Origin of the sequence: Allochromatium warmingii (genome assembly GCF_900107145.1) — a bacterium.
Taxonomy (GTDB): domain Bacteria; phylum Pseudomonadota; class Gammaproteobacteria; order Chromatiales; family Chromatiaceae; genus Thermochromatium; species Thermochromatium warmingii.
Genome location: NZ_FNOW01000035.1, coordinates 1 through 23,472, shown reverse-complemented (window position 1 = coordinate 23,472; position 23,472 = coordinate 1). Strand labels below are relative to the sequence as shown.

The 23,472-nt window shown below is 57.0% G+C and carries 16 protein-coding genes and 1 riboswitch; of the genes, 5 read left to right on the top strand and 11 right to left on the bottom strand.

The features are described from left to right. The first annotated feature begins 101 nt into the window (after positions 1–101). The 3 genes from BLW10_RS10365 (at position 102) to pap (ending at position 4,170) form a co-directional block, all read left to right on the top strand. Positions 102–1,736 carry a methyl-accepting chemotaxis protein gene (locus BLW10_RS10365; protein WP_091334501.1) on the top strand — a complete coding sequence of 545 codons (1,635 nt, stop codon included), beginning with the start codon at positions 102–104 and terminating at the stop codon, positions 1,734–1,736. A 97-nt stretch (positions 1,737–1,833) separates the two neighbouring features. After that, a complete protein-coding gene (locus BLW10_RS10360) occupies positions 1,834–2,454 on the top strand; it encodes an FHA domain-containing protein (RefSeq protein ID WP_091334499.1) in 621 nt (206 codons plus the stop codon). A 132-nt stretch (positions 2,455–2,586) separates the two neighbouring features. Beyond that, positions 2,587–4,170 (top strand): polyphosphate:AMP phosphotransferase, encoded by a 1,584-nt coding sequence (pap, locus tag BLW10_RS10355; protein ID WP_091334497.1) that lies wholly within the window; start codon positions 2,587–2,589, stop codon positions 4,168–4,170. A gap of 76 nt (positions 4,171–4,246) precedes the next feature. Here the strand turns inward: pap and cobT are convergent, their stop codons facing one another. From cobT to cobD, 7 genes are all read right to left on the bottom strand, one after another. Beyond that, a complete protein-coding gene (cobT, locus tag BLW10_RS10350; protein WP_091334495.1) occupies positions 4,247–5,302 on the bottom strand; it encodes a nicotinate-nucleotide--dimethylbenzimidazole phosphoribosyltransferase in 1,056 nt (351 codons plus the stop codon). A 2-nt stretch (positions 5,303–5,304) separates the two neighbouring features. Beyond that, positions 5,305–7,185: a TonB-dependent vitamin B12 receptor gene (btuB, locus tag BLW10_RS10345; protein ID WP_091334493.1), complete on the bottom strand. Its 1,881-nt coding sequence runs from the start codon at positions 7,183–7,185 to the stop codon at positions 5,305–5,307. 176 nt (positions 7,186–7,361) lie between these two features. Beyond that, positions 7,362–7,618, bottom strand: a riboswitch (cobalamin riboswitch). A gap of 78 nt (positions 7,619–7,696) precedes the next feature. Next, entirely contained in the window at positions 7,697–8,227 is a 531-nt protein-coding gene (locus BLW10_RS10340) for an N-acetylmuramoyl-L-alanine amidase (protein ID WP_177169053.1), read from the bottom strand. Then, positions 8,190–8,345: a hypothetical protein gene (locus BLW10_RS14015; protein ID WP_177169052.1), complete on the bottom strand. Its 156-nt coding sequence runs from the start codon at positions 8,343–8,345 to the stop codon at positions 8,190–8,192. Before BLW10_RS14015 ends, BLW10_RS10340 begins: the two co-directional genes overlap by 38 nt. A 76-nt stretch (positions 8,346–8,421) precedes the next feature. Then, on the bottom strand, positions 8,422–8,736 hold the full coding sequence (locus BLW10_RS10335) for a hypothetical protein (RefSeq protein WP_091334490.1): 315 nt from the start codon (positions 8,734–8,736) through the stop codon (positions 8,422–8,424). Beyond that, positions 8,699–9,484 carry a hypothetical protein gene (locus tag BLW10_RS10330; protein ID WP_091334488.1) on the bottom strand — a complete coding sequence of 262 codons (786 nt, stop codon included), beginning with the start codon at positions 9,482–9,484 and terminating at the stop codon, positions 8,699–8,701. The genes BLW10_RS10335 and BLW10_RS10330 overlap by 38 nt, the downstream gene beginning before the upstream one ends. Before the next feature lie 21 nt (positions 9,485–9,505). Then, positions 9,506–10,552 (bottom strand): threonine-phosphate decarboxylase CobD, encoded by a 1,047-nt coding sequence (cobD, locus tag BLW10_RS10325; protein ID WP_091334515.1) that lies wholly within the window; start codon positions 10,550–10,552, stop codon positions 9,506–9,508. 147 nt (positions 10,553–10,699) lie between these two features. Here cobD and BLW10_RS10320 point away from each other — a divergent pair, with 147 nt between their 5' ends. After that, positions 10,700–12,400, top strand: a complete 1,701-nt coding sequence (locus BLW10_RS10320) for an FAD-dependent oxidoreductase (protein WP_091334487.1) — start codon at positions 10,700–10,702, stop codon at positions 12,398–12,400. Positions 12,401–12,517: 117 nt separating this feature from the next. Here the strand turns inward: BLW10_RS10320 and lolA are convergent, their stop codons facing one another. From lolA to BLW10_RS10300, 4 genes are all read right to left on the bottom strand, one after another. Next, the gene (gene lolA, locus BLW10_RS10315) at positions 12,518–13,189 is read right to left on the bottom strand and encodes an outer membrane lipoprotein periplasmic chaperone LolA (protein ID WP_091334485.1); all 672 of its coding nucleotides are present in this window, start codon (positions 13,187–13,189) and stop codon (positions 12,518–12,520) included. Between the two features lie 41 nt (positions 13,190–13,230). Beyond that, positions 13,231–15,846, bottom strand: a complete 2,616-nt coding sequence (locus BLW10_RS10310; protein WP_091334483.1) for a DNA translocase FtsK — start codon at positions 15,844–15,846, stop codon at positions 13,231–13,233. 123 nt (positions 15,847–15,969) lie between these two features. Beyond that, the gene (locus BLW10_RS10305) at positions 15,970–16,182 is read right to left on the bottom strand and encodes a cold-shock protein (protein ID WP_091334482.1); all 213 of its coding nucleotides are present in this window, start codon (positions 16,180–16,182) and stop codon (positions 15,970–15,972) included. Between the two features lie 651 nt (positions 16,183–16,833). Further along, entirely contained in the window at positions 16,834–17,304 is a 471-nt protein-coding gene (locus BLW10_RS10300) for a Dps family protein (RefSeq protein ID WP_091334514.1), read from the bottom strand. Between the two features lie 558 nt (positions 17,305–17,862). On the opposite strand from BLW10_RS10300, the gene BLW10_RS10295 reads away from it, so the two are divergent. Beyond that, positions 17,863–23,376, top strand: a complete 5,514-nt coding sequence (locus tag BLW10_RS10295) for an alpha-2-macroglobulin family protein (RefSeq protein WP_091334480.1) — start codon at positions 17,863–17,865, stop codon at positions 23,374–23,376. Positions 23,377–23,472 lie beyond the last annotated feature (96 nt).

The following is a 23,472-nucleotide window of genomic DNA, read 5'->3' as shown; positions in this document are numbered from 1 at the left end:
GGCGGTTTTGCGATGGAACGTTGAATCCGGCTTCAAGCCGCGACTGCTCGCAGTGTGACAGGACGCGGCGTTGTGCAATCTCCGCTCTCAAGGGGGGCAGGATGAAGTTCATCGAACACACCAAAATCAGCACAAAACTGGTGCTTTTGGCGCTTATTCCGAGTTTAGCGATGGTGCTGACCAGCGTGATGGCAACCATGATGCTCCGCGAAGTCAATCAAGGTGTTGACCGAATTTATCTCGACCGCGTGGTGCCATTGCAGGGACTCAAGGGCATATCCGATGACTATGCCGTGCTAGTCATTGATGCAGTCAATAAAGCGAACGCTGGTCGCCTCACTGCTGAACAAGCATTAGCATTGATTCAACAAGCGCAGATGCGCATTCAATCACGCTGGTCAGCCTATCTCGCCACCGAATTAACGCCCGAAGAAACGGCATTAGTTGAAGACGCAAAACGGCTTTTTAACCAAGCTGATGGCGCAATTTTAACTGTCACGCGCTATCTCGAAAGTCAACGTGGTCTCATTACCGATCAATTACGCGATGTCGATGGTGCGCTTTATGACTATATTGACCCAGTGAGCGCGAAGCTGACCGAATTAGTTGATCTGCAATTGCGCGTTGCACTCAGCGAGCAGCAACAGGCGCATCGCGTCTATAGCTCCTCAGTCCGCACCTTTTTTATCCTAACGCTCGTATCACTCAGCCTGGTCGCGCTACTCGGTGTCTTATTTCACCGTTCGATTATGGGTCAGCTTGGAACACTGCGGCGGGCAATTCATGCCATTGTTGAGCATTCCAATCTCACCGCAACCACCGAATTGCGGGCAGACAATGAAATCGGCGCGATTGCCCGCGACTTTGATCGCATGTCGAGTGAATTGCGCAATTTAGTAGAACAAATTGCCGGTTCTGCAATGACGCTATCATCAGCGACTGGACAGATGGCCGGGAATTTAGCGCAGGTGCGCGAAGTGATGCAGCATCAATCACTCGAAACCGATCAAGTCGCTACCGCAATGGAAGAAATGAGCGCCTCAGTTGAAGAAGTGGCACGCAATACCGCGATGGCTGCTGATGCAACCCGTGATTCCAAGCGTTTAGCCGATCAAGGACAGATTGCTGTGACCGAGACCATTCATTCAATGTCGGCATTAGCCGAGCGCATTGTACAATCGGGGCAGAGTATTCAATCATTGGAGCGCGATAGCCAAGAGATTGGCAAAATTCTCGATGTTATTCAAGCTATTACCAGTCAGACTAATTTGCTTGCACTCAATGCCGCGATTGAAGCGGCACGCGCTGGTGAAGTCGGGCGCGGTTTTGCTGTAGTCGCCGATGAAGTGCGCACCCTCGCACAGCGCACGCAATCCTCAGCACAAGAAATCGAATCAATGGTCAAGCGATTACAACAGAGTTCGCGTCATGCGGCGGAAGAAATGGATAGAAGCCGTCAGGGGGCGAATACCTCAATGGAAACGGCGAGTAAAGCGGGCGCGGCACTCGATGCAATTACCGCCGCAGTGAATAATATTTCGATGACGATGGATCAAATCGCCAGTGCTGCCGAAGAACAAACCGCCGTTGCGGTTGAAATCAGTCGCGGCATTGTGTCGATCAATAGCGCAACGCGAGAAGCCAGCAGCAGCATGGCGGATTTAGAAAAAGCTGGGCATGGATTAGCGGAATTAGCCAGCGAATTGCGCGACCGAGCGACGCATTTTACCTTGTAAATGCTGACCAGATCGCAATGATCGAACCAATCTAGCTGATCGCCGAGATTTAATCGATCACGCCCGTGCCTCAACCCATTCATTCGGAGCGTGCGCAATGATACAGCGCGATAACCAGGCCGCTCATGAGCGTCTTGCCGCATTTGGTATGATTTCCGCTGGTGTTGCGCCATTACTCAATCCAACTGGGCGCGTTGATCCCCATCTTCTCGCCCATATTGTTGCTAGTATTCCGGTTGAGGAATTTGCGCAATTTATGCGACGACCGGTACTCGCTGGTTCCGGCATTCAATCGGGTTCGATTGAACAAACGCATAATCAAGTACGCACCACAAATCAAACCTTTATTTTTGAATTGAGCGATCAAACCGCTCACGAAACAACCCCCGAAGCACTCAAACGCGCTATTTATCCGTTGGTTAAAAAACGCGATGCAGTCGGCACCGCGCATTTGCTCACCATTGGCCGCATCAGTGATAACGATTTAGTCATTCCTGATGTGGCAATTTCTAAACAACATGCTGTCATTGAAATCATTGATAGCGTCTATTCGATTCGCGATCGTCATTCGACAAATGGCACGCGGGTGAATCACACGCGCCTACAAGCCGATCCGCTCACTCTAAATAATGGTGATATTATTGCTTTTGCGCGTTATGAATTTGTTTTTTTAACGCCCGAAGCACTCTACATGCGGTTAGGTGCCGCACCGAGTTAATACCGAGATTGCATACACGCATCTCACCATAGGTCAGATCAAACCCGATTAGCATATAACGATTGGTTATACGCCTGTACTAACAGCTTGATCTGATTCGCATCACGCGCCGCACACAGAGGAATTGCACAGATGTTCGAGGCCACAAAAGTCGGTCGCTCGGTCAGCAAGCAGGATTATAAAGAACAGCAGGAGGAATTACGCACGCAACTGCTGGAAGTCCAACGTGAACTGCGGCACACCAATATTCCGGTGATCGTGTTAGTGACCGGAATGGAAGCAGCAGGCAAGGGCGAAGTAATCAATCGGCTCAATGAATGGCTCGACACACGCGGCGTACAGACATTTGCATTTTGGAATGAATCCGACGAAGAACGTGAGCGCCCGCGCTATTGGCGTTTTTGGCGCGCCATGCCGCAACGTGGGGAAATTTCTATTTTATTTGGCGGCTGGTATCAAACACCGATTGAACATCGCTTTCGGGGTCATTGTAGTGATGCTGAACTTGATGGCGAACTCAATCGTATTGTTGATTTTGAACGGATGCTGGTTCAAGACGGTGCGCTGATTATCAAATTTTGGTTTCATATGTCTGAAGCCGATCAAAAAGCGCGTTTAAAAGAACTCTCGCGTGATGATCGCAGTCGCTGGAAAATGCTGCCGGAAAAAAGCAAATTTTCCGAACACTATGCCGCATTTGAACAAGTCGCCGAGCGCGTAATTCTGCATACTGATCGCGGTATTGCTCCCTGGTATTTAATTGAAGCCGGTGATCGCCGCTATCGTGATCTCACGGTTGGCAAAACGCTATTACATGCACTGCGCTCGCGTTTAGCTGAAAATCATACTGACGAAGCCAATGGCACGCCAACTAGCCCAGAATTACCGGCCAGTGAGAGTGCGCAAATTACCTTGCTCGATCAGCTTGATTTAGACCTTACGCTGCCGCGTGAGGATTACAAAAGTGAACTTAAGCAACTGCAAGCCGAACTCAATGAATTAGCTTGGACTGCCTATACCCAACAACGCTCAACCGTGTTGGTATTTGAAGGCATGGATGCTGGTGGCAAAGGTGGCGCGATTCGCCGAATTACCCAAGCAGTTGATGCGCGATTATATCGCTCAATTCCGGTTGCTGCACCGAGTGACGAAGAAAAAGCCCATCATTATTTGTGGCGCTTTTGGCGACATATTCCGCGTGCCGGTTTAATGACAATTTATGACCGCTCATGGTATGGGCGAGTGCTAGTCGAGCGTGTTGAAGGCTTTGCTACGGTAGCGGAATGGCGGCGGGCCTATTCTGAAATCAACCGCTTTGAAGAGCAGCTTGTCGATAGCGGGATTGTGTTGCTGAAATTCTGGATTCATATTAGCCAAGACGAGCAATTACAGCGTTTTAAAGATCGTGAAGCGGTGCCCTATAAGCGATATAAAATCACCGATGAAGATTGGCGCAATCGTGAAAAATGGCCGCAATATAATGAAGCGGTCAATGAAATGATTGTGCGTACCAGCACGCGACATGCCACTTGGACGTTAATTGAGGGCAATGATAAGCTTTATGCCCGTATTAAAGTTCTGCGCACGGTATGCGATACGCTTAATGAAGCACTCAAAGGATCGGTTAAGCCAACCGCTGGTTATTTACCCTGCGGCGATAAGCGTATTGAGCTGCTGGGCAGCACGGGCAAGCCATTGATATCCGCTGCGCCTTAACTAGTGACGGTTTTTAGTCCTATTACTTCAGGTCACAAAGCATCAGCTTCGTGACCTGCTGCAAGCGATAAGCTCACTAACCCGCTGCCGAACTCACCCCCGCCGTCTCAAAAGTCGCCATCTGCTGATGCACCACACACGCCAAGCGCAACAGCGGCACCAGCGTTGCGCCGCCGGTGGCCTCACCTAAGCGCATCTGAAGATGCAAATACGGATCGGCATTGAGCGCGGCCATCATGTGCCGATGCCCAGGCTCGGCGGAACCATGCGCAAATAGCATCCAGTCGCGCACGTTGGGTTGAATCCGCACCGCAACCAGTGCAGCGGCGCTGATGATGAAGCCGTCAACCAAAATCGGTAATCCCAGTTGCGCGGCACGGATGAAGGCCCCGGCACTCGCGGCGATGTCAAACCCACCGAGCCGCCGTAATAATTCCAGCGGCGTGGATGTGGCTTCGACATGGCGCTGCAACGCGCTGGCAATCACCTGCGCTTTGTGAGCAATGCCGGGCGCATCCAGTCCCGTGCCTGGGCCGGTCAAGAGCGTCGGTTCCAGATCCAGCAGCGCACAGGCCAGCGCCGTCGCCGGTGTGGTGTTGCCGATGCCCATTTCACCGCAAATCAGCAGCCGCGCACCCTCTGCTACAGCGCGTTCGACCGCCGTGCGGCCAATCGTGAGCGCAGCGGCAAGCTGTTCCTCGGTCATCGCCGCTTCGTGAGCGATATTGCCCGTTCCCGCGCCGAGGCGTTCCGAGCGCACGCCGACCACCGGGCCCGGATCGACCGCGATGCCCAGATCAAAAATCTCCATCACGGCGTCAATCGCCTTAGCCATCACTGAGACGGCCGCGCCGCCTTGGGCGATGTTGTGGAGCATTTGCACCGTGACTTCACGCGGAAAACAGGACACGCCCTCAGCAGCGACGCCGTGATCGGACACAAATTGCAAAATGCGTACCGGATCGGGGCTGGGCGTCGCCGTGCCCTGCATTCCGGCCAAGCGAATCGCCATCTCTTCCAGCCGACCGAGTGAACCACGCGGTTTGGTGAGTTGATCTTGATGGGCGCGGGCAGCGGCAGCGGTAGCGTGGTCGATAGCATGACAGGGGGCATTGAGCCAATCGAGCAACATAATTAGTGAGTTCCTGGCTGATAGCGGAGCGTGAAATAGAGCGCACGTCCGAGTTGGTTATAGAGATAGGCAGTTTGGTAGTCGGTATCGAGCGCATTATCTAGCCGCACTTGCACGCGCCAATCGGCAGTAACGCGATATTCGGTGCGCAGATCGAGCAGCGCATAGCCGCCGAGTCGGTCGCGGTTAGCCAGATCGTCATAACGTCGCCCGTTGGCAAACAGCGTACCGCCAAAGCTCCAGCGGTCAAATTGGCGTTCGAGGTCGATTTCTAAGCTCTGTTCAGCGCGACGCGGCAGGCGCTTGCCGGACAGTGCGCCAGCGGAGCGATTTTCGGGATCCAATAGGGTCAGATTGGTGCTGAGACGCCAAGCGCCATAGGTCGCTTCGGTGCTCGCTTCCAGTCCGCGCAGCCGCGCCCGTTGGATATTCGCGGCGCTCCAAGTCTGATTATCATACCCAATCAGATCATCAATCTCGGTTTGATAGAGATTGATTTCCCAGCGGCCATCGAGCGCCGCGCCGAGCGGAAGCGCCCCATTGATCCCCACTTCCCAGCTTTGCGCCCGTTCCGGTTGCAGATCGGGATTGCCGAAATTCGGATAATACAGATCGTTAAAACTCGGCGCTTTGAACGCAGTGCCATAGGCCAGCGAGACCTGTAGCCCGCTGTCGAACAGATAGCCGAGCGCGACATTGCCGGTGCCATGCCCGCCGAGTTCGGCATAATCATCGTGACGCAGACTCAGCGTGAGATCGACCGCGCCGACCTGCGCTTGATATTCACCGAACACGCCGAGCGCGTCGCGCTGATCGCGGCTGTAATCAATGGTGCCAGAGACGCGATCTTCCCGATAATCGACGCCGACGGTTGCCAACTGCTGTTCGGTGATGCGCCAATCGTTTTGTAGCGACAGGCTATCGCGGGTGGTAGCAAAGCGTGAAACAAATCGCTCGCCGCCGGCGGTGTTCGGATCGTCAAAAAACACGCGAGTATTATCCCAGCTTTGGCCGGCGCTCAGGGTCAGCGTCCAGGGTTCAAGCGGTTTGAGGATCGCTTTTGCGCCCAGTATCTGTTGCTCCGAGCGCGAGCTGTTACCAGCGAAGGCCGAGCCGTCGAAGTCAAGTTGCCCTTCGGTGTGTAACAGATTGGCTTCGAGTTCCAGCCGCTCGCTGACGCGATAGCCGCCGCGCAGGGTCAGGCCGAGGTTATCGTAGCCATCGCGGTCGCGCTGCACCACGCCGCATCCGGCAAACGGCAGCGCCCGTCCCGCGCAGGCGTCGATGCCGCGTGACCGCTCAAAACTTGCGCCCAAATCGAACCAGCCGTTTTGACCGCCGCCGGATAGGCCAGCCGCGATCTGTGCGGTGTGTTCACTGCCGCCGCTCAGGGTCAAGCGCGGCGACCAGTCCCCGCCGCCGCGTCGCGTGAAAATCTGGATCACGCCGCCGATGGCTTCCGATCCGTAGAGGCTCGAACGCGGGCCACGCACGATTTCGATCCGCTCAATTTGCTCAACGGGCAGATGCTCCAGTGATGTGCCGCCGGAAGTCGCTGAACCGATTTTCACGCCGTCCACGAGGACAACGAGATGATCGGATTCAGTGCCGCGCAAAAACACCGAGGTTTGATGGCCGGGGCCGCCATTGCGAGTGACACTGACGCCCGATAGACCGCGCAACAGTTCGGGTACGGATTGGGCTTGACGGCGTTCGATCTCAGTGCGGTCGATGACGGTGACGGCGGCGAGCGCGGTGTGCGCCGCTTCGCTGGTGCGGGTAGCCGTGACGACTACGGGTTCGAGTTGCGTCGCGGACGGATCGGCGAGCACGGATTGCGCGAGCGGCACGCAGAGCGCGGCCAGCTTCCAAGAATGAGACATAGTGATTCGAGACTCCGGACAGGGTACATCAGGCACACCCGCCTGACGCGACTGGAAAAAGGGTGTCGTGGGAGTCACACGCACGCCCCCGCGCCGCACAAGACAGCGGGCGGGATAGAGCACGGTTGTCGCCCCACGCGACCCCGTTGGGTGGAGCGGCCCGTTGTGACACAGGCACGGCTCCCGATCCCCAGGCCGGTCTCCGGGCTTACGAGCGGGACGCACAGAGCATCCCGACGCGACGCCTTCCCATGAGCGGTGCTCACAGTGGCGCATGTGTCGCGTCTTAACTCGTCTACCGTTGCGGGGGCAGCGTCGGCATGGCTCAGATGCTAGAAGCAAGCGACTAGAGACTGAGGTGACCGAACTTCCCGTTTAACCGCGCTGCGTGAAGCACATCGACGCAGGCGGCACCGGAGGATCGTGGGGGGATTTTATAGCTTTCAGTTACTAGCTACCAGCTTTCAGCGACCAGCTTATAAGCTGGCGGCTGATCGCTGGTAGCTGGAAGCTACTTTATTAACAACGCCGCTCGAATCCGCGCCCACGGAAATGCTGCACCCGGATCAACTTTGCGTTTTAGTCGCCGCGCACCACAGGTCATTTCGCTGCGGTCTAATTCCGAATGCGCTTTTAATGCTGTCGGCTGCAAATGATACCGCGCCAATAAATCGCGCAGTAATGTGATTAAAGCCGAAATTTGCGGCTCACTGAATGGATCACGGCCATCGCCATGATTGATTAGCTCAATGCCAATCGAATCGGCATTGTGACCGCGTACATGAAACGCTACCCGTGATTCTGGCACCATGCGCACCATTTCACCGGTACGTCCGATAATGTAATGAATACTGATGCGTTTTTGATTGCGGCGGAAATATTCCACAATGCCATCTAATGTACCACTGCGAAAACTCCGCGCTGCCTGACAATCTGGGCCGCCGGTGGTGTGAATGACGATTTGACGCACCGGCTGTTGTCGCTGTGGCCCGAAAATCGGCACCTCACGCGCCAGCGGCGGTTGTGCTATCGCCGCTTTCATCGCACTTATATTCAATATAATCAGCGCACAAGCCATCAGCAGCAGATTGAATCGCTTGGCTATCACGCTCGGCTGATGCGTCGAGAAGCAGTGCAGCATCAATCGCCTCCGATTGCATTGAATAGGGCGTTCAATTCGGCATGAAGCATAAAAAAACAGCGGTCAGCTATTAGCGGCTGACCGTCGGTACAATGTTATTTCGTGACATCCAAATATTCGCGCTCAATGGCCGTTTCTAATGCCTGAGAGCCTTTGACTAATTCTTCATAAACATGCCGCGCTGCGGTCAACTGCTCAATATCAGCAGCACTTGGTTGACCGTTTTGTGCGGCATGGGCAATATCATACAGCAGGCGTAAATACAGGGCGCGTGCTTTCGCTACCATCTCTAAGACAACAGTCAAATCTCTGAGCTTTAATTCTTTAAAAACAGGATTGATCGTGGCGCGATTGATTTCGCGGATTTCAGAGTCAATCGCAATCAGCAAGCGTCGGTTTTCGGTGGTCATAGTCCGAATCTCTCGGTGAATTAAAAAAAGTCCCGCTGACGTTGGTGCGTTCGTTCAAGCTGAAGGCGTGGTAGCGCACACATCTGTCGCGTATTTTACGCCGAGTCCCGCCACCAAAACTGGCACCTGCATCACAGAATATCGCACCTGATTGCGGGCAAGGATGTGGCATTTTTTGCACGCGACAGACTAACCAAGCGCCGACCCCAACATGCAGCGCCTGTGCGAGTTCTGCCGCCTGCCACGCTGTCTGGCCGCGTGGTGCGAGGTATAGCCCCATCTGCGCTCCTGCGATCAACGCGCCGGTGAGCGCGGCGCTTTCAAAGCGGGCGCGTTGCTGGAGTCGCACATACGCGACATGCGGTGAAACGGCGACATCGAACCTATGAAACGGCCAGATCGCCTGTTCGCTGTCATCGGCTACACCGCGACACAGCAGCACCTGACATCCGGCGAGTTTGGCACGTTCAGCGGCATGGCGACCGCGACTTAAGGCAACATCGAGCCGATGGCGGTCGAGTGGCGCAACAGGTGTGCAACAGCAACAGCTTGGATCCAAAAGCTCGCTGCGGATCACCGACAGCCCGCGTTGGATATCGCTTCGCGCCGCGTGATGATAGCGTTCAGCCAGCAACGGATGAGCGAGCACCCCGAGTTGACCGATGCGTGTTAGCCGCAGTGTCGCATCTGCCGCACATTCGGCAGCGATGGGCGCTGCCGGAACGGTCAGCCAGTCAGGACAGGTCATGCACATTCAGCCAAATTCTGCCTAAACCAGCGTCGCCAACGCTTGTTCTAAGCGTGTCCAAGTCGCCGCTGCTCCGGGCAGACCAAACCGCAAACTGGATGGCTGGGTAAAGAGGCGCGTGAGGATTCCGTGTGTACACAATTGCCGATGCAGGCGTTCGGCATCCGCTGTCTGTACCCATTGAAACAGCGCCGTGCCGCCGGTTGGGGTCAGGCCCGCTTGTTTGAGCAGGGCCGCCAGTCGCGCTGATGCAAGCGGCAATGCGTGACGCTGCGCCCGCTGCCAAGCGCGATCTGCCAGTGCCAGCCGCGCCACCCAACGCGCCGGGCCACTTACGCTCCAGGGGCCGAGCGCGTGCGCGGCCGATTCGCGCAAGGCCGCTTCAGCATATAAAAATCCGACACGCGCCCCAGCTAGTCCGAAAAATTTGCCCAGTGAGCGCAGAATCACCAGTCCGGGGCGATCCAAATAGGGCAGCAGACTGGCCTCGGGCGTCACATCCATAAAGGCTTCATCGACGATCAGCCAGCCGCCATGCGCGGCTAAACGGGCGTGCCAATCCAGCAGGGTTGCCAGCGGCCAGCAGCGACCAGTGGGATTATTCGGATTGATGACGATCAGTGCCGCCAGCCGGTCGGCTGCGGATTGCGTGTCGAGCCATGCGCCCGGATCGCCGTCGGGCAAACTGATGACGCGATGTCCGGCGCGATGCCAAGCATACGCATGTTCACGATAGCCGACCTCAGGAATGCCGACCAACCCGGGCGGGCGTAGCGTCGGCAGCAGTTGAATCCCCGCCTGTGAGCCAGCGAGCGGCAACGCACCGCCAGCAGCATAGTAGGCTGCCGCTGCCGCCTCTAACCCGTCATCGGCCTCAGGCAATCGCGCCCAAACTTCAGGCGGCAGCGGTGGCACCGGCCAGCCATGTGGATTGATGCCGGTTGAAAGATCGAGCCAATCGGCCAGTGGTCGCCCAAACTGCGCGGCAGCGGTGCGCAAGCGTCCACCATGCAACGGCGGGGTCGTGAGGTCAGCAGCAGGCGCGGGGAGACAAGACGGGCGATACATCGGGAACCATCGGCGCTGAATTTGCGAATCTTCAAATCGTTCGTCATACACTTCGGGCACACTCACCGGCTCAACACCGGATGTCAGACGGCGCGATCCGTGCGCGACCGCCCGACATCTTATTCGATCATGCTTCAGGATTCTGCTATGTCATCATCCCCGCTCAAAATTGTTGTCATCGGTGGCTCGGCGGCTGGCCCAAAAGCGGCAGCGCGGGCGCGGCGTCTCGACGAACACGCATCGATCACGTTAATTCAAAAAGATCCCGATCTATCGATGGCCTCCTGCGGCTATCCCTATTACATCGGCGGCGTGTTCGATGATCGCAACCAGCTTATTTGTACGCCGGCCGGCATTGTGCGCGATCCGAATTTTTTCGAGAAAGCCAAGCGCATTGACGCGCTGGTGCTCACCGAAGCAGTTGCCATTGATCGCACCGCCAAAACCGTGACCTGTCGGCATTTGGCCAGTGGTGACGAGCGCCTCGTGCCCTATGATCGGCTGGTGATTGCGACCGGCGCGACCCCGTTATTTCCGCAGGTGCCGGGCACGGATTTAGCGGGTATTCACACCCTGCATTCACTCGGCGATGCCGATGCGCTGCGGGCGATTCGCGATCAAAATCAGGTGCGTCGCGCCGTTGTGGTTGGCGGTGGTTTAATTGGTTTTGAAGTCTGCGAGGCGCTGCATCTTGCGGGTATTCAAACCACAGTAATTGAAAAAACCGATTCGATTCTGCCGTTTTTAGATCCCGAGATCGCGCATTTAGTCGCCAATCATATTCGCGCTAATGGCGCGGATATTATTACCGGCAATGGTGTCGCCGCATTTTTAGGCGAGCACGGGCGTTTAAGCGCGGTTAAGCTAGATAATGGCACCGAATTACCCTGTGAATTAGCCGTAGTCGCAGTTGGCGTGCGTCCAAATATTGGTCTGGCACAGGCAGCGGGATTAACCATCGGCGAGCAGGGCGGCATTGCGGTCGATGCCTATATGCGCACCTCCGATCCCGATATTTATGCGGCCGGCGATTGTGTCGAATGCACCTCATTGATTACCGGACGCAAAGTGCGTGCGCCCTATGGCGATATTGCTAATTTACAAGGGCGCGTTATCGGACAGAATTTAATTCAGCCCGAAACCGCGACCTTCCCCGGCGTAACGCACACCGGCATTTGCAAGATCTTTGATTACACCGTCGGCATTACCGGCCTGAGTGCGCGACAAGCACGAGCACTCGGCTATGATATTGAAACGGCGACCGTTTCGGGATTGGATATTCCGGGGTATATGCAAGGCAAGCTATTGATTAGCTTGATGGTTGCGGAACGGGCAACTGGGCGCGTGCTCGGTTTTCAATGTATCGGCCCGGGTGAAGTCAGCAAGCGCGTGGCAACGGTCGCGATGGCGATTCGTGGGCGCTTGACGATTGAAGATCTCGGCAATGCCGATTTACCCTATGCGCCGCCGTATTCGCTGGCGCTCGATCATGTCATTGTGTCCGCGCATGTGTTAGAAAATAAACTGCGCGGTTTAATGCAGGGGATTTCGGTTGCTGAAGTCAAGCAGCGTGTTGATTCAGGCGCGGACTGTTTTATTATTGACACCCGCACTCCGCAAGAATTTGAAGACTTGCGTTTAGGCATTGGTGAAACCCTGATTCCGCAGGGCGCACTGCGCGGACGGTTGAATGAACTGCCAGCAGATAAAGAGCGCGAGATTATTTTGTACTGCAAGATTTCACTGCGCGGTTATGAATCAGCGGCGATTCTGCAAGCCTATGGCTGGCGCAATGTGAAAGTCATGGAAGGCGGTGTGATGGCGTGGCCATATCCACGCGAGAAGTAGTTGAGTTTGAGTTTGTAGTTTTTTAAACCGCGCAGGCGCAAAGAACACAAAGATTTTTTAAAAATACTTAAAAGACTTTGCGTGCTTGGCGCCGGTGCGGTTCAAATCATACAATCTTCAATCATAAGATAGAAAATCATCGACTGCGCTTTGGTCAATTTTGAATAACTCCGGCTTGAGTGATACATTACGCTGGGTGCCGGTGAAATTCAGCCGCGTTTCCTGCCCAAAGCTATCTTCCATAATCAGGCTGTCGAGTGTGTCTTGATTGAATCCAAGTTCAATCCGCACCACATCTGTTTCTTTATCCTTCGGGATCAATTCTACCCAATCGCGCCCATCGCTGCTTTCAATCGAACGCGCTTCAAAATGCTGTTCAATTGGTTCCGCATTCGAGAGTAATAATGCCGGTGTGCCGCGTAGGGCGCGGGCTTGGCTTTGATGGGAAACCTGCTGTAATTCAACATCATGCACATAAACCCGACTGCCATCAGCAATGATGATCTGTTTATCTGGATCAGCATATTCCCAGCGAAACCGCCCCGGACGCTGTAAATATAAGGTGCCACGCGCTTGCGCCATGTGCGTGCGTTCAGCATTAAAAGTGAATTGCTCAAAATCAGCCTGAAGACTATTTAAATACTTCAGATAATCATCAACCCGTTGCGCCCCTTCAGCCGCAAGCGTTGGTTGCGTTGCGCTGCATACTAATAAAACTAATAATAGCCATGCTACATGCGCACCGGCAGACGGTGCAGCAGTGCGAGAGAGAACGCATCGAGAAAACATGAATAGAATACCTAACGCTGGAATGAATGTAAGCGCATGATTTAATCACGCTTGCGCGGCGGCGGGGCAAACACTGCGCGTTCACCATTATTTTCAGTCGGGCCAACAATACCGAGGCGCTCCATTTCGCTCATCAGTCGCGCTGCACGCTGTTGGCTGATCTGAAACTGGCGCTGGAGCGCAGCATTAGATGCGCGTTGCTGCATCACCACAAACCGCACCGCCTCATCAAAAAAGGGATCAAGATCGGTCATGTGGCCGCTCGGTGGCGTAGATTCACGATTCGACGGTGCAGCAGGTGCCGGATCGCGGGTCGCCGACGCGAAGTCCGGCGCACCGTATTGTGTTTTGAAAAACGCCACCACCCGCGCAATATCCGGCGCATCGACCAGCGCACCATGCACACGATGCGGAATATTGCCGCCGGGCGGTAGATACAGCATGTCACCCTGCCCGAGTAGCTGTTCCGCGCCCAGTTGATCCAAGATGGTGCGCGAATCCAAGCGCGAGGCCACTTGAAACGCTAAGCGGGTCGGCAGCGCCGCTTTGATCGTTTCCGTCAACACATCGGTTGACGGATATTGGGTCGCAACCAGTAGATGAACGCCGCAAGCACGGCCTTTTTGCGCAAAACGTGTGAACAATTCTTCGAGCTGTTGCGGCGCATCCTGCATCAGTGCCGCCAATTCGTTGATGACCACGACGATATACGGCAAGGGTTGCAGCGGCGGCGCATCCCGATCCGCGTCAGCATCCTCAGCAAGCTGCTGGTTATAGCTGCTCATCGTGCGCACACCGAGTTTCGACATCAGCCGTGCCCGCCGCTCCATCTCATTGGCGCACCACTGTAGCGTTTGCAGCGCCGTATCTGGATCGGCGATCACCGGAGCGAGCAGATGCGGCAGCCCCGCATAACCGCTAAGCTGAAACGGCGGCGCATCAATCAAAATCAAACGCACCGCTTCAGGGTCAGATTTATACAACAGGCTCAGAATCATCGCGTGAATAGCGACCGTCTGGCCGGAATCAGCCGTGCCCGCAATCAACGCATGGTGCATCCGCGCCAAATCCGCGACCACCGGTAAACCGGAAATATTCGTGCCCAATCCGATCGTGAGCGGCGAGCTGGCATCCCGATATGAGGGCGAATCAAAGATCGTGCGCAATAACACGGTTTGGCGCTCAGGGTTGGGAATTTCGATCCCAACGACTGATTTGCCCGGAATAATTTCCACCACGCGCACACTGACCACGCGCAGTGCTCGCGCCAAATCTTGCGCTAAACCAGTGATTTTGCTGGCCTTGACGCCCGGAGCCAGTTGCAGCTCAAACAGCGTCACTACCGGGCCCGGATACACATCAACCACCTGCGCCTGTACGCCAAAATGCGCTAATTTGGCTTCAAGTTGCTGCGAAATATGCTCAATTTGTTCTTCAGAAGCGGCCTGTCCAGTCGGGCGCGGCGCATCGAGCAGCGTCAACGGCGGCTGCGTGGTGACTGGTTTCGCCTCGGCGCTGCCACTGCTAAAACGGGCAAATGTCGCTAATAAACGCCGCTTGATTTCCGGTGTGCGCTTGGTTTCTGGTTCCGCTGGCGGCGTTGGGGCGGGCGCAGGTGGCGGCGTTTTGGGGCGGTTGGGACTGGGATCGCGCCGCACAGGTGCCGCCGGAGCCGCTCGCGGTGCGGCAGGTGGCGCGGGCGCTGGCTCCGGTTTCGGTTCCGCCGTTGGTTTTGGTTTCGCTTTGGCCTTTGGTTTGGGCGGAGGCGGTTCGGCGACGCTCACGGCTGCCGGAGCCGTTTTTTGCACCACCGCCGACGGCCGCGCATCAGGATCGGTCAGCAGGGCTTGCACTTCGGGCGGTAATTGCGTAGGCGGTCGCCGCACACGATTCATGCGCTCTGGCATGGTTTTTAACAGCGATAACGCGGCATTCGGATCGATTAACTGCAACTCATGCGGCAAATCAAATCGCTGCCGTTGACCAAACCAGCCACGCGCTTTTTTGCGCTCTGTTGATGGTGAACGCCGGCCGCCCTGACTGAGGCGCTCGATCAGGTTATAACTGTTGAGCGTCAATGCGCCGATTAGATCAATCACTTTTAGCCATGAGAGATTAAAAAAGAGCGTCAAACTAATAATCAGCGTCCCCAAAAACAGCAGATTTGCGCCCATAAATCCAAAATTTTCGCGCATCCGTCCACTGACTAATAATCCCAAGCCGCCACCTGCGCCATTGGGTAAATAATCGCTGGTCACCTGAATATTCACCGCTGCAAAGCCACAGCCAGCGGCCAGCGTAATAAAAAACCCAACCCAGCGCAGCGAGAATAGCCAAGTTTTCGTTTCTATATCATCCACACGCCCGCGAAATAACAGCCAGGCGCTCCAAGCAATCATAAATGGCAAGAGATAGGCTAAATAGCCACAGAGATAGAGCGCGGCATCGGCAAACCAGGCACCGGTACGTCCGCCCGCGTTGATAATATCCAGATCATTGCCGATATACGACCAGCCTGGATCATTCGGCGAATAGCTAATCAGCGAGAGGGCTAAATAAATCGACACACCCAAAAACGCCCACAGTCCACCTTCGCGGAGCAGGCGTTCGATATGATCGGTAAATGTTAAATGCCCGTGGCGGGTAGCCTGTCCCATGTGCGTCGTCTCCACACTGCTTCAGCGCATTATAGCGTTGCGCGAGATCAGGCGCGTACAGCACAGCACAAAACCGAGCCGCCTCGGGCAAGGCGACTCGGCTAGATCAGGTCTGGCGGCGCCTTAATTGGGCGTCACGTTTTCAGCCTGCGGCCCTTTTGGGCCTTGCGTGACTTCCATCGTAACGCGCTGACCTTCGGCCAGGGTCTTGCGCCCAGCGCCATTGATCGCGCTGTAATGCACAAATACATCCTTGCCGCCTTCGCGCTCGATGAAACCATAGCCTTTTTCATCGTTGAACCATTTAACGGTTCCAGAAATCAATTCGCCTGCCATAACAACCTCATCGATAAAAACGCACCAACCAGGGTTGGTATTAAATGATCTGCCTTCACTCTGAAGACAGCCTCATGACCACTCGCGTTGGAGCGGAATTTGTCACACGCTACAGACATACGCTGCTGGTATCACTGTTAGAAATTGCCGGAATGATCGACCGCGAGTACGCTTGACGCGGCTTGTGCTTAATAGATTCCAGACGCACGGCAATAGACCGATGCCACTCAGTCTGAGTAGTCGGTTCGTGACGTGATAGCGTGATTGGAATAACACGGGTGTCGTGCGAATCAAGCAGGCAAGCCATTCATGGCAATCGCGGTGGGGATCAAGCTGGGTTATAACAGGATCATTGATTTGGGATGAGTCGGTTGAGTCAATAAATATGCGTCGGTGCAAAGCATAGAGAAAAAACTCAACGACTGTCAGTCGGTCAGCGGTGCAGCGCGTGTGCTGTGTGTTCGTGTTGGGCGGCGATTATACCCTAGAATCCGTGCGTGCAAAGATGAATGTCAATCTTAAGCTTAAAAAAATGCGCACTGAATAGTCGATTATTTAACTCAAGCGTTCTCGCGCCCATCGGTATCCGTGTGAGGCGAGCGGTGCGCCGCGTGCAGCATTGAAGCGGCACAGCGGCGCAGGCGCGAATGCTCAGGAACCAAGCAAACTGCGCAACATCCAGGCGTTCTTTTCGTGAATCTGCATCCGCTGGGTCAGCAGATCGGCGCTCGGCTCATCCTGCGCGGCATCGACAGCCGGAAAGATGGAACGCGCTGTGCGCACGACGGTTTCCTGTCCAGCAACCAAGCGCCGGATCATTTCTTCAGCATCGGGCGCATCATCTTCTTCGGGAATGCCGGTCAGCGCGGCATAGGCTTTATAAGAGCCGGGCGCAGGATGGCCGAGGGCGCGGATACGCTCGGCGATCAAATCCACTGCCAGCGCGAGTTCGTTGTACTGCGTCTCGAACATCAGATGCAGGGTGTTGAACATCGGCCCGGTGACGTTCCAATGATAATTGTGTGTTTTGAGATACAGGGTGTAGCTGTCGGCCAGCAGGCGCGACAGTCCTTCCGCAATGGCGGCGCGGTTGGCGTCTGAAATGCCGATGTCGATAGGCATGGGCTTGGCTTTGGTTTTGTTGGGCATGGCGGCGATCTGCTCCATTTAACTTGAGCGAACTTGCTCAATGGATTTATCTGCACTTGGTTGACGCGGCGAACCGCCCAACTCAAGCCCGTGACGCTCAGTGGCGCCGGATTCCCTCAATCGATCAAGCTCTCCAGAGGTTTCATCCCCGTGCGGTAAAGCGCCAAACCGAAGCCTGGCCACTTGCAATGTCCTCTATCAGCTCGTCGTTAAACCGCTGTTAGCGGTCTCAAGATGCTCATCCTGAGCATCTGTCAACACGTTTGGGCAAAAATTAGCGATCAGTTAACAGCTCCGATTAAGCAATAAACGGCAGGTTGTGGTTAAGGGTCAGTGTAGACGGTGCGGATTGCGCCGTAAAATCGATTGATACGAAGATGGCGATTGATGATCGCTATAGATCAGTCGGGTACGCAGTGCGTACTCTACTTCTAATGATGTCACCATGCAGCAGCCAGCAATCGCGCTAAACTGCACCTCATGCGTCGGCCATGTCCGACATGCGTTCCATCATCCACAGGGATCGCTGCCATGCTCACTCCCGCGCCGGTTTCCGTTAGTGTTCGACTGTTGCTGTTGCTCGGTTTCCTGTTCGGCATCGGGCCGCTTGCAGCGGCCGCGACCGCTGAACGGTCGCTTGAACTCACGCCCGGAATCGACTATTTCGGGCGCGATTATGCGACGCTCAAATCGGTCTCGCTCGATGACTGTCAAAACGCCTGTGTCAATGACCGCCGCTGCCAAGCCTTTACCTATAACAGCAAGGCGCAATGGTGTTTTCTCAAAGAAAGCTATGCCGATGCCCGACCCTTTGCCGGTGCGATTTCCGGTCAAATCGTCACCGCGCCCGTCACAGACACAGATCGCCCGGCAACTCCAGCAACGCCCACGCGCCCACCGCCGCTGGCGTTTTTGCCGCCGCGTGAACTGAGTGCCGCACAGCGCCTCGTCACCACGCTCACCACAGCGCCGCTGCCGAATGCCAAGTTAGCGACCCTGACCGCGCAGGCACGCTCGGCGCTGACTGCCAATCAACCTGCACAGGCCGCGACGCTGTACGCGCACGCTCTGCGTTTTGCGCCCGATGATCGCGGACTCTGGACGGCCTTGGCTGAATCCGCGCTGACGGCTGGGATCACCAGTGAGCACTGGGATGAGCGCCAGCGGCATCGGCAGCAGGCGACGGCAGCCGCGATCACCGCCTATGCGCACAGCCGCAATCGAAATGACCGTGCCGCCACGCTGGCGCTGTTGGCGCGGACGCTCGCCCAACGCGAAGACTGGCGGGCGGCGATTCAGGCTAATCGCGCCGCGCTCGCGCTGGTCGAATCACCAGAATTGCGCCAGTTGTTAGATCAGCAGGTCGCCGAGCATGGGTTTCGCATCACTGGGCACACGGTCGAATCCGATGCCGCCAGTCCGCGCATTTGCATCGAGTTCAGCGATCCGCTCGATCTGCGTCATCCGCATCTGACCGATTTTGTGCGCGTCGGCGCACGTACCGATCTGCCAATTGAGGCGGAATCGAAACAACTCTGTATCGACGGTGTGCGTCACGGCGAACGCTATCAGGTGCTGGTGCGAGCTGGATTGCCCGCCGCCGATGGCGAAACCCTAAGCAAGGGGTCAGAGCTGGAGATCTATGTCCGGGATCGCTCACCGCTGGTGCGCTTTTTTGGGCGTGCCTATGTGCTGCCGAAAGGCGGCGAGGCGGCGATTCCGGTAGTTTCGGTCAACACCGATCTGCTAGAAGCCGAGGTGCATCGGCTCGGAGATCGCGTCTTGACGCGGGTGATTGAGAGCGGCTTGTTAGAGCAAACCCTCGATAGCTGGAATCGCGAGCGCATTGCCGAAAAAACCGGCGAATCGGTGTGGAAAGGCACGATTGCAGTCAAATCGGAACTCAACCGTGACGTGACCACCGCGATTCCGGTCGGGGCGCTGGTGGCGGAACTCAAGCCCGGAATTTATGCGCTGACGGCCCGCCCGCGCAATGCGGCGGATGAGGACAATACCTTAGCGACCCAGTGGTTCATTGTGTCCGATTTGGGACTGACGACCCTTGCTGGCAATGATGGGCTACACGCGCTGGTGCGCTCGCTGGCCACTGCCAAGCCGGTGGGACGGGTCGCGGTGCGCTTAGTCGCCGTCAATAACGAAATTCTCGGGCAGGCGACGACCGATAAAACCGGCTATGCACACTTTGATCCCGGTCTGCTACGCGGCAGCGGCGGCAACGCGCCGGCGCTGTTAGTCGCAGAAACGGATGCTGGCGATTATGCCTTTCTCGATCTGACCCAAGCGCCCTTTGATCTCAGTGATCGCGGTGTCACTGGTCGCCCGTCGCCTAAGCCATTAGATGTTTATTTGGTCAGCGAGCGCGGCGCCTATCGTCCGGGCGAGACGGTGCATCTGACAGCACTGGTGCGCGATGCGCAGGCACGCGCTGTAACCGATCTGCCGCTCACGTTCATAATCAAACGTCCCGATGGCGTCGAGTTTCTGCGCACCCTGACGCAGGATCAGGGGCAGGGCGGTCATGCTGCCGACGTGTCGCTGACCAAAACCGCGCCGCGTGGCACTTGGCGAGCGGCGATCCATGCCGATCCCAGCGGCCCGGCGCTGGCTGAACTGGCATTTTTGGTCGAAGATTTTCTCCCCGAGCGTTTGACCTTTGAACTGGATGCACCGGATGCGCCGCTCGATCCCGCCGCATCGCCGACGCTTCAGCTTCAGGCGCAGTTTCTCTATGGCGCACCCGCGAGCGGCTTGGCGCTGGAAGGTGAGATTCAGCTACAGCCGACCGCGACGCTTGCCGCTTTTCCGGGCTATCACTTCGGGCTGGCCAGCGAGGAGTTAGCGCCATTCGGTGCCGCACTTGCCTCTGGGCGCACCGATGCCAGCGGACGCGCTGAGGTTGCGCTCGATCTGCCCGCGTTGCCACCGACGACCAAGCTACTTGAGGCCGAGATTCAGGTGCGCGTGCTTGAAGACGGCGGGCGTCCGGTCGAGCGTCAGTTAAAACGGCCACTGGCATCGCAACAGCCGCGCATCGGTCTCAAACCGCTGTTCGAGGGAGCGGTTGCGGAAGGGAGCATGGCGCAATTTGAGGCGCTGGCGCTCGATGCCAGTGGTCAGCGTCAGGCACTATCCGGAGTGCGCTGGACATTGGCGCGGCTCAAAACCAGTTTTCAATGGTACGCCGCCGATGGTAGCTGGAACTATGAACCCATCACCACGACCGAGCGCGTTGCCGATGGCACGCTCGATCTGACCGCGCTCGATGCCGGACGGATCGCAGCGGCGGTTGACTGGGGCCGCTATCGGCTGACCCTGAGCAGCGACGAGCGTAGCGTACTGCCGGTCGATGTCGAATTTGAGGCCGGTTGGTATGTCCAGCCCAAAACCCAAGACACGCCCGATCTGCTCAAACTCTCGCTCGATCAGCCCAGTTATCGCGTCGGTGACAAGGTGCGCGTGCGGCTTGAACCGCGTTTTGCTGGGCTGGCGCTGCTGATGGTGGTCGATGATCGGCTGATTACGATGAAAGCCGTTACCGTCCCCGAAGCGGGGACAACGGTTGAACTGCCGGTGACGCCAGAATGGGGGCCGGGCGCTTATGTCACCGCCGTGCTCTATCGCCCGATGGATCTGGACGCCGGGCGAATGCCGGGGCGGGCGCTCGGCTTGACGTGGGCGGGCGTTGATCCGGGCGCACGCAAGCTGTCACTCTCGCTTCCCGACACACCGCAACTCAGCGGCCCAGTACGCCCGCGTCAGACCATTAACATTCCGGTACAGGTCACGGGGGTCAAAGCCGGTCAGCCGGTATCGGTCACGGTCTCGGCGGTCGATCTGGGGATTTTGAACCTCACGCGCTATCAGCCGCCCGCGCCCGATGACTGGTATTTTGCGCAACGGCGACTCGGCCTCGACATCCGCGATCTCTATGGACGGCTGATCGACCGGATGCAGGGTGTGCCCGGAATCGTGCGCACTGGCGGTGACAGCATGGGCCTCAATCTCGAAGGCCCGCCGCCGACCGAAGCACTGCTGGCCTATCATTCGGGGATTATCCAGCTTGATGCGCAGGGACGTGCCAATGTTGCCGTTGAGCTTCCGGATTTTAATGGCACGGTGCGCGTGATGGCGATGGCGTGGAGCACCGAGGGCGTGGGCCATGCGGTGCGCGATCTAGTCGTGCGCGATCCGCTTGTCGTCACCCCGACCCTGCCGCGTTTTCTCGCTCCGGGCGACCGCTCGCGGCTGTTGCTGGGGCTGAATGCAGTCGAAGGGCCGGGCGGTGAGATCGAATTAGCGGTCACGGCTGACGGCGAGCCGGTGCAGGTCGCACCCGAAACGGCGCAAGCGCAGATGACGCTGGCTGTCGGTGAGCGCGGCCAGACGCAGGTTGAACTCGCGGCGACAACGGTCGGCGATGGTCAGTTGCATGTCGATCTATTGACACCAGCGGGTCAGACACTGCGCAAAACCCTGCGCGTGCCGGTGCGCTCGAACGCCCCGCGCACCAGTCGCACCGCGTTCATCACGCTCGCGCCGGGCGCTGAACTCCGGCTCGACGCTGACCGACTCGCCGACCGCGTGCCCGGCACCGGATCGCTGCTGGTCTCCAGCGGTGGCGCGGGGCGGCTGGATGTCGCCGGATTGTTGCAAGCACTCGACCGCTATCCCTACGGCTGTGCCGAACAGTTGACCAGCCGCGCCCTACCGCTGCTCTATTTCAACACGGTAGCGCAGACCGCCGGATTAGCCGGTGATGGTGGCGTAGATGCGCGTGTACGCACCGCGATTAGCGAGCTATTAGCCAAGCAAGATAGCAGCGGCAGTTTTGGCCTTTGGAGCAACGACGGCGGCGGCGATGCCTGGCTTGACGCCTATGTCAGCGATTTTCTCACCCGCGCTCGCGCAAGCGGCTACAGCGTACCTGATGTGCCGCTGCGCTTGGCGCTCGACAATCTGCGCAACCACCTGAGCTATGCCGCAGATTTCACCTCGGGCGGCGAGGACATCGCCTATGCACTTTATGTGCTGGCGCGGAACGGTCGGGCCGCGATTGGCGATCTGCGCTATTACGCCGACACCAAGCGCGATGCCTTCGCGACGCCCTTAGCGCGGGCACAGTTGGCGGCAGCATTGGCGCTGCACGGCGACCGCCCACGCGCTGAAGAGCTATTCCGCAATGCGCTCGATATGTTGATGCAGAGTCGAGAAGATCGGCGCTGGCGCGTCGATTACGGCTCCGTGCTCCGCGATGGCGCGGGATTGCTGACGCTGGCCGCTGAGAGCGACGCGGCGGCGGTCAATCTACCGGCACTCGCCCAGCGGCTTCAGGCGCTGTGGGTCGGCGAGTCCTACACCAGCACCCAAGAACAGGCATGGTTGCTGCTCGCGGCGCGGGCGCTGATGGAGTCGAGCGCCCAGCCGAGTTTGAGCGTCGATGGTGTGGCGCATCTCGGCCTGTTCCAGCGGCATATAGACGATGCGCAACTAGCCGCGCAGCCGCTATCGCTCGTCAATCGCGATGAAAATCCGGTTGAAGTTGTGGTCACGACGACCGGCGTACCACGCGAGCCAGAAGCGGCGGGCGGTCAGGGCTATTGGATTGAACGCGCTTATTATGATCTCGATGGGCGGCGCGTGGCGTTAGCTGAAGTTGAACAAGGCGCACGCTTGATTGCGGTGCTGACAATCACTGCCAGTGAACAGCGACCGGCACGCTTAATTGTTGATGATCCACTTCCGGCAGGATTAGAAATCGACAATCCGCATTTACTGCGGTCTGGTGAAATAGCCGGAATTGACTGGCTGGGTTTACAAAATGAGGCCAAGCATAGCGAATTTCGCGCTGATCGCTTTATTGCCGCGCTGGATCGTACTGCCAGTGATCCAACGCAATTTCAATTAGCGTATCGCGTGCGGGCGGTATCACCCGGCGTGTTTGCGCATCCTGCCGCAATCGTTGAGGATATGTACCGGCCAAGTCTGCGGGCGTGGACGGATTCGGGGTCGGTTGTAGTGCGGTAGGTGTCAAGTCCCGCGAGATTATAGACACGCTTTTTGAAGCGTTCGGGGCATTGTTGTTGCCAGTCCTTGAGTGCTTGAATCGGCGCGATGTGTCCG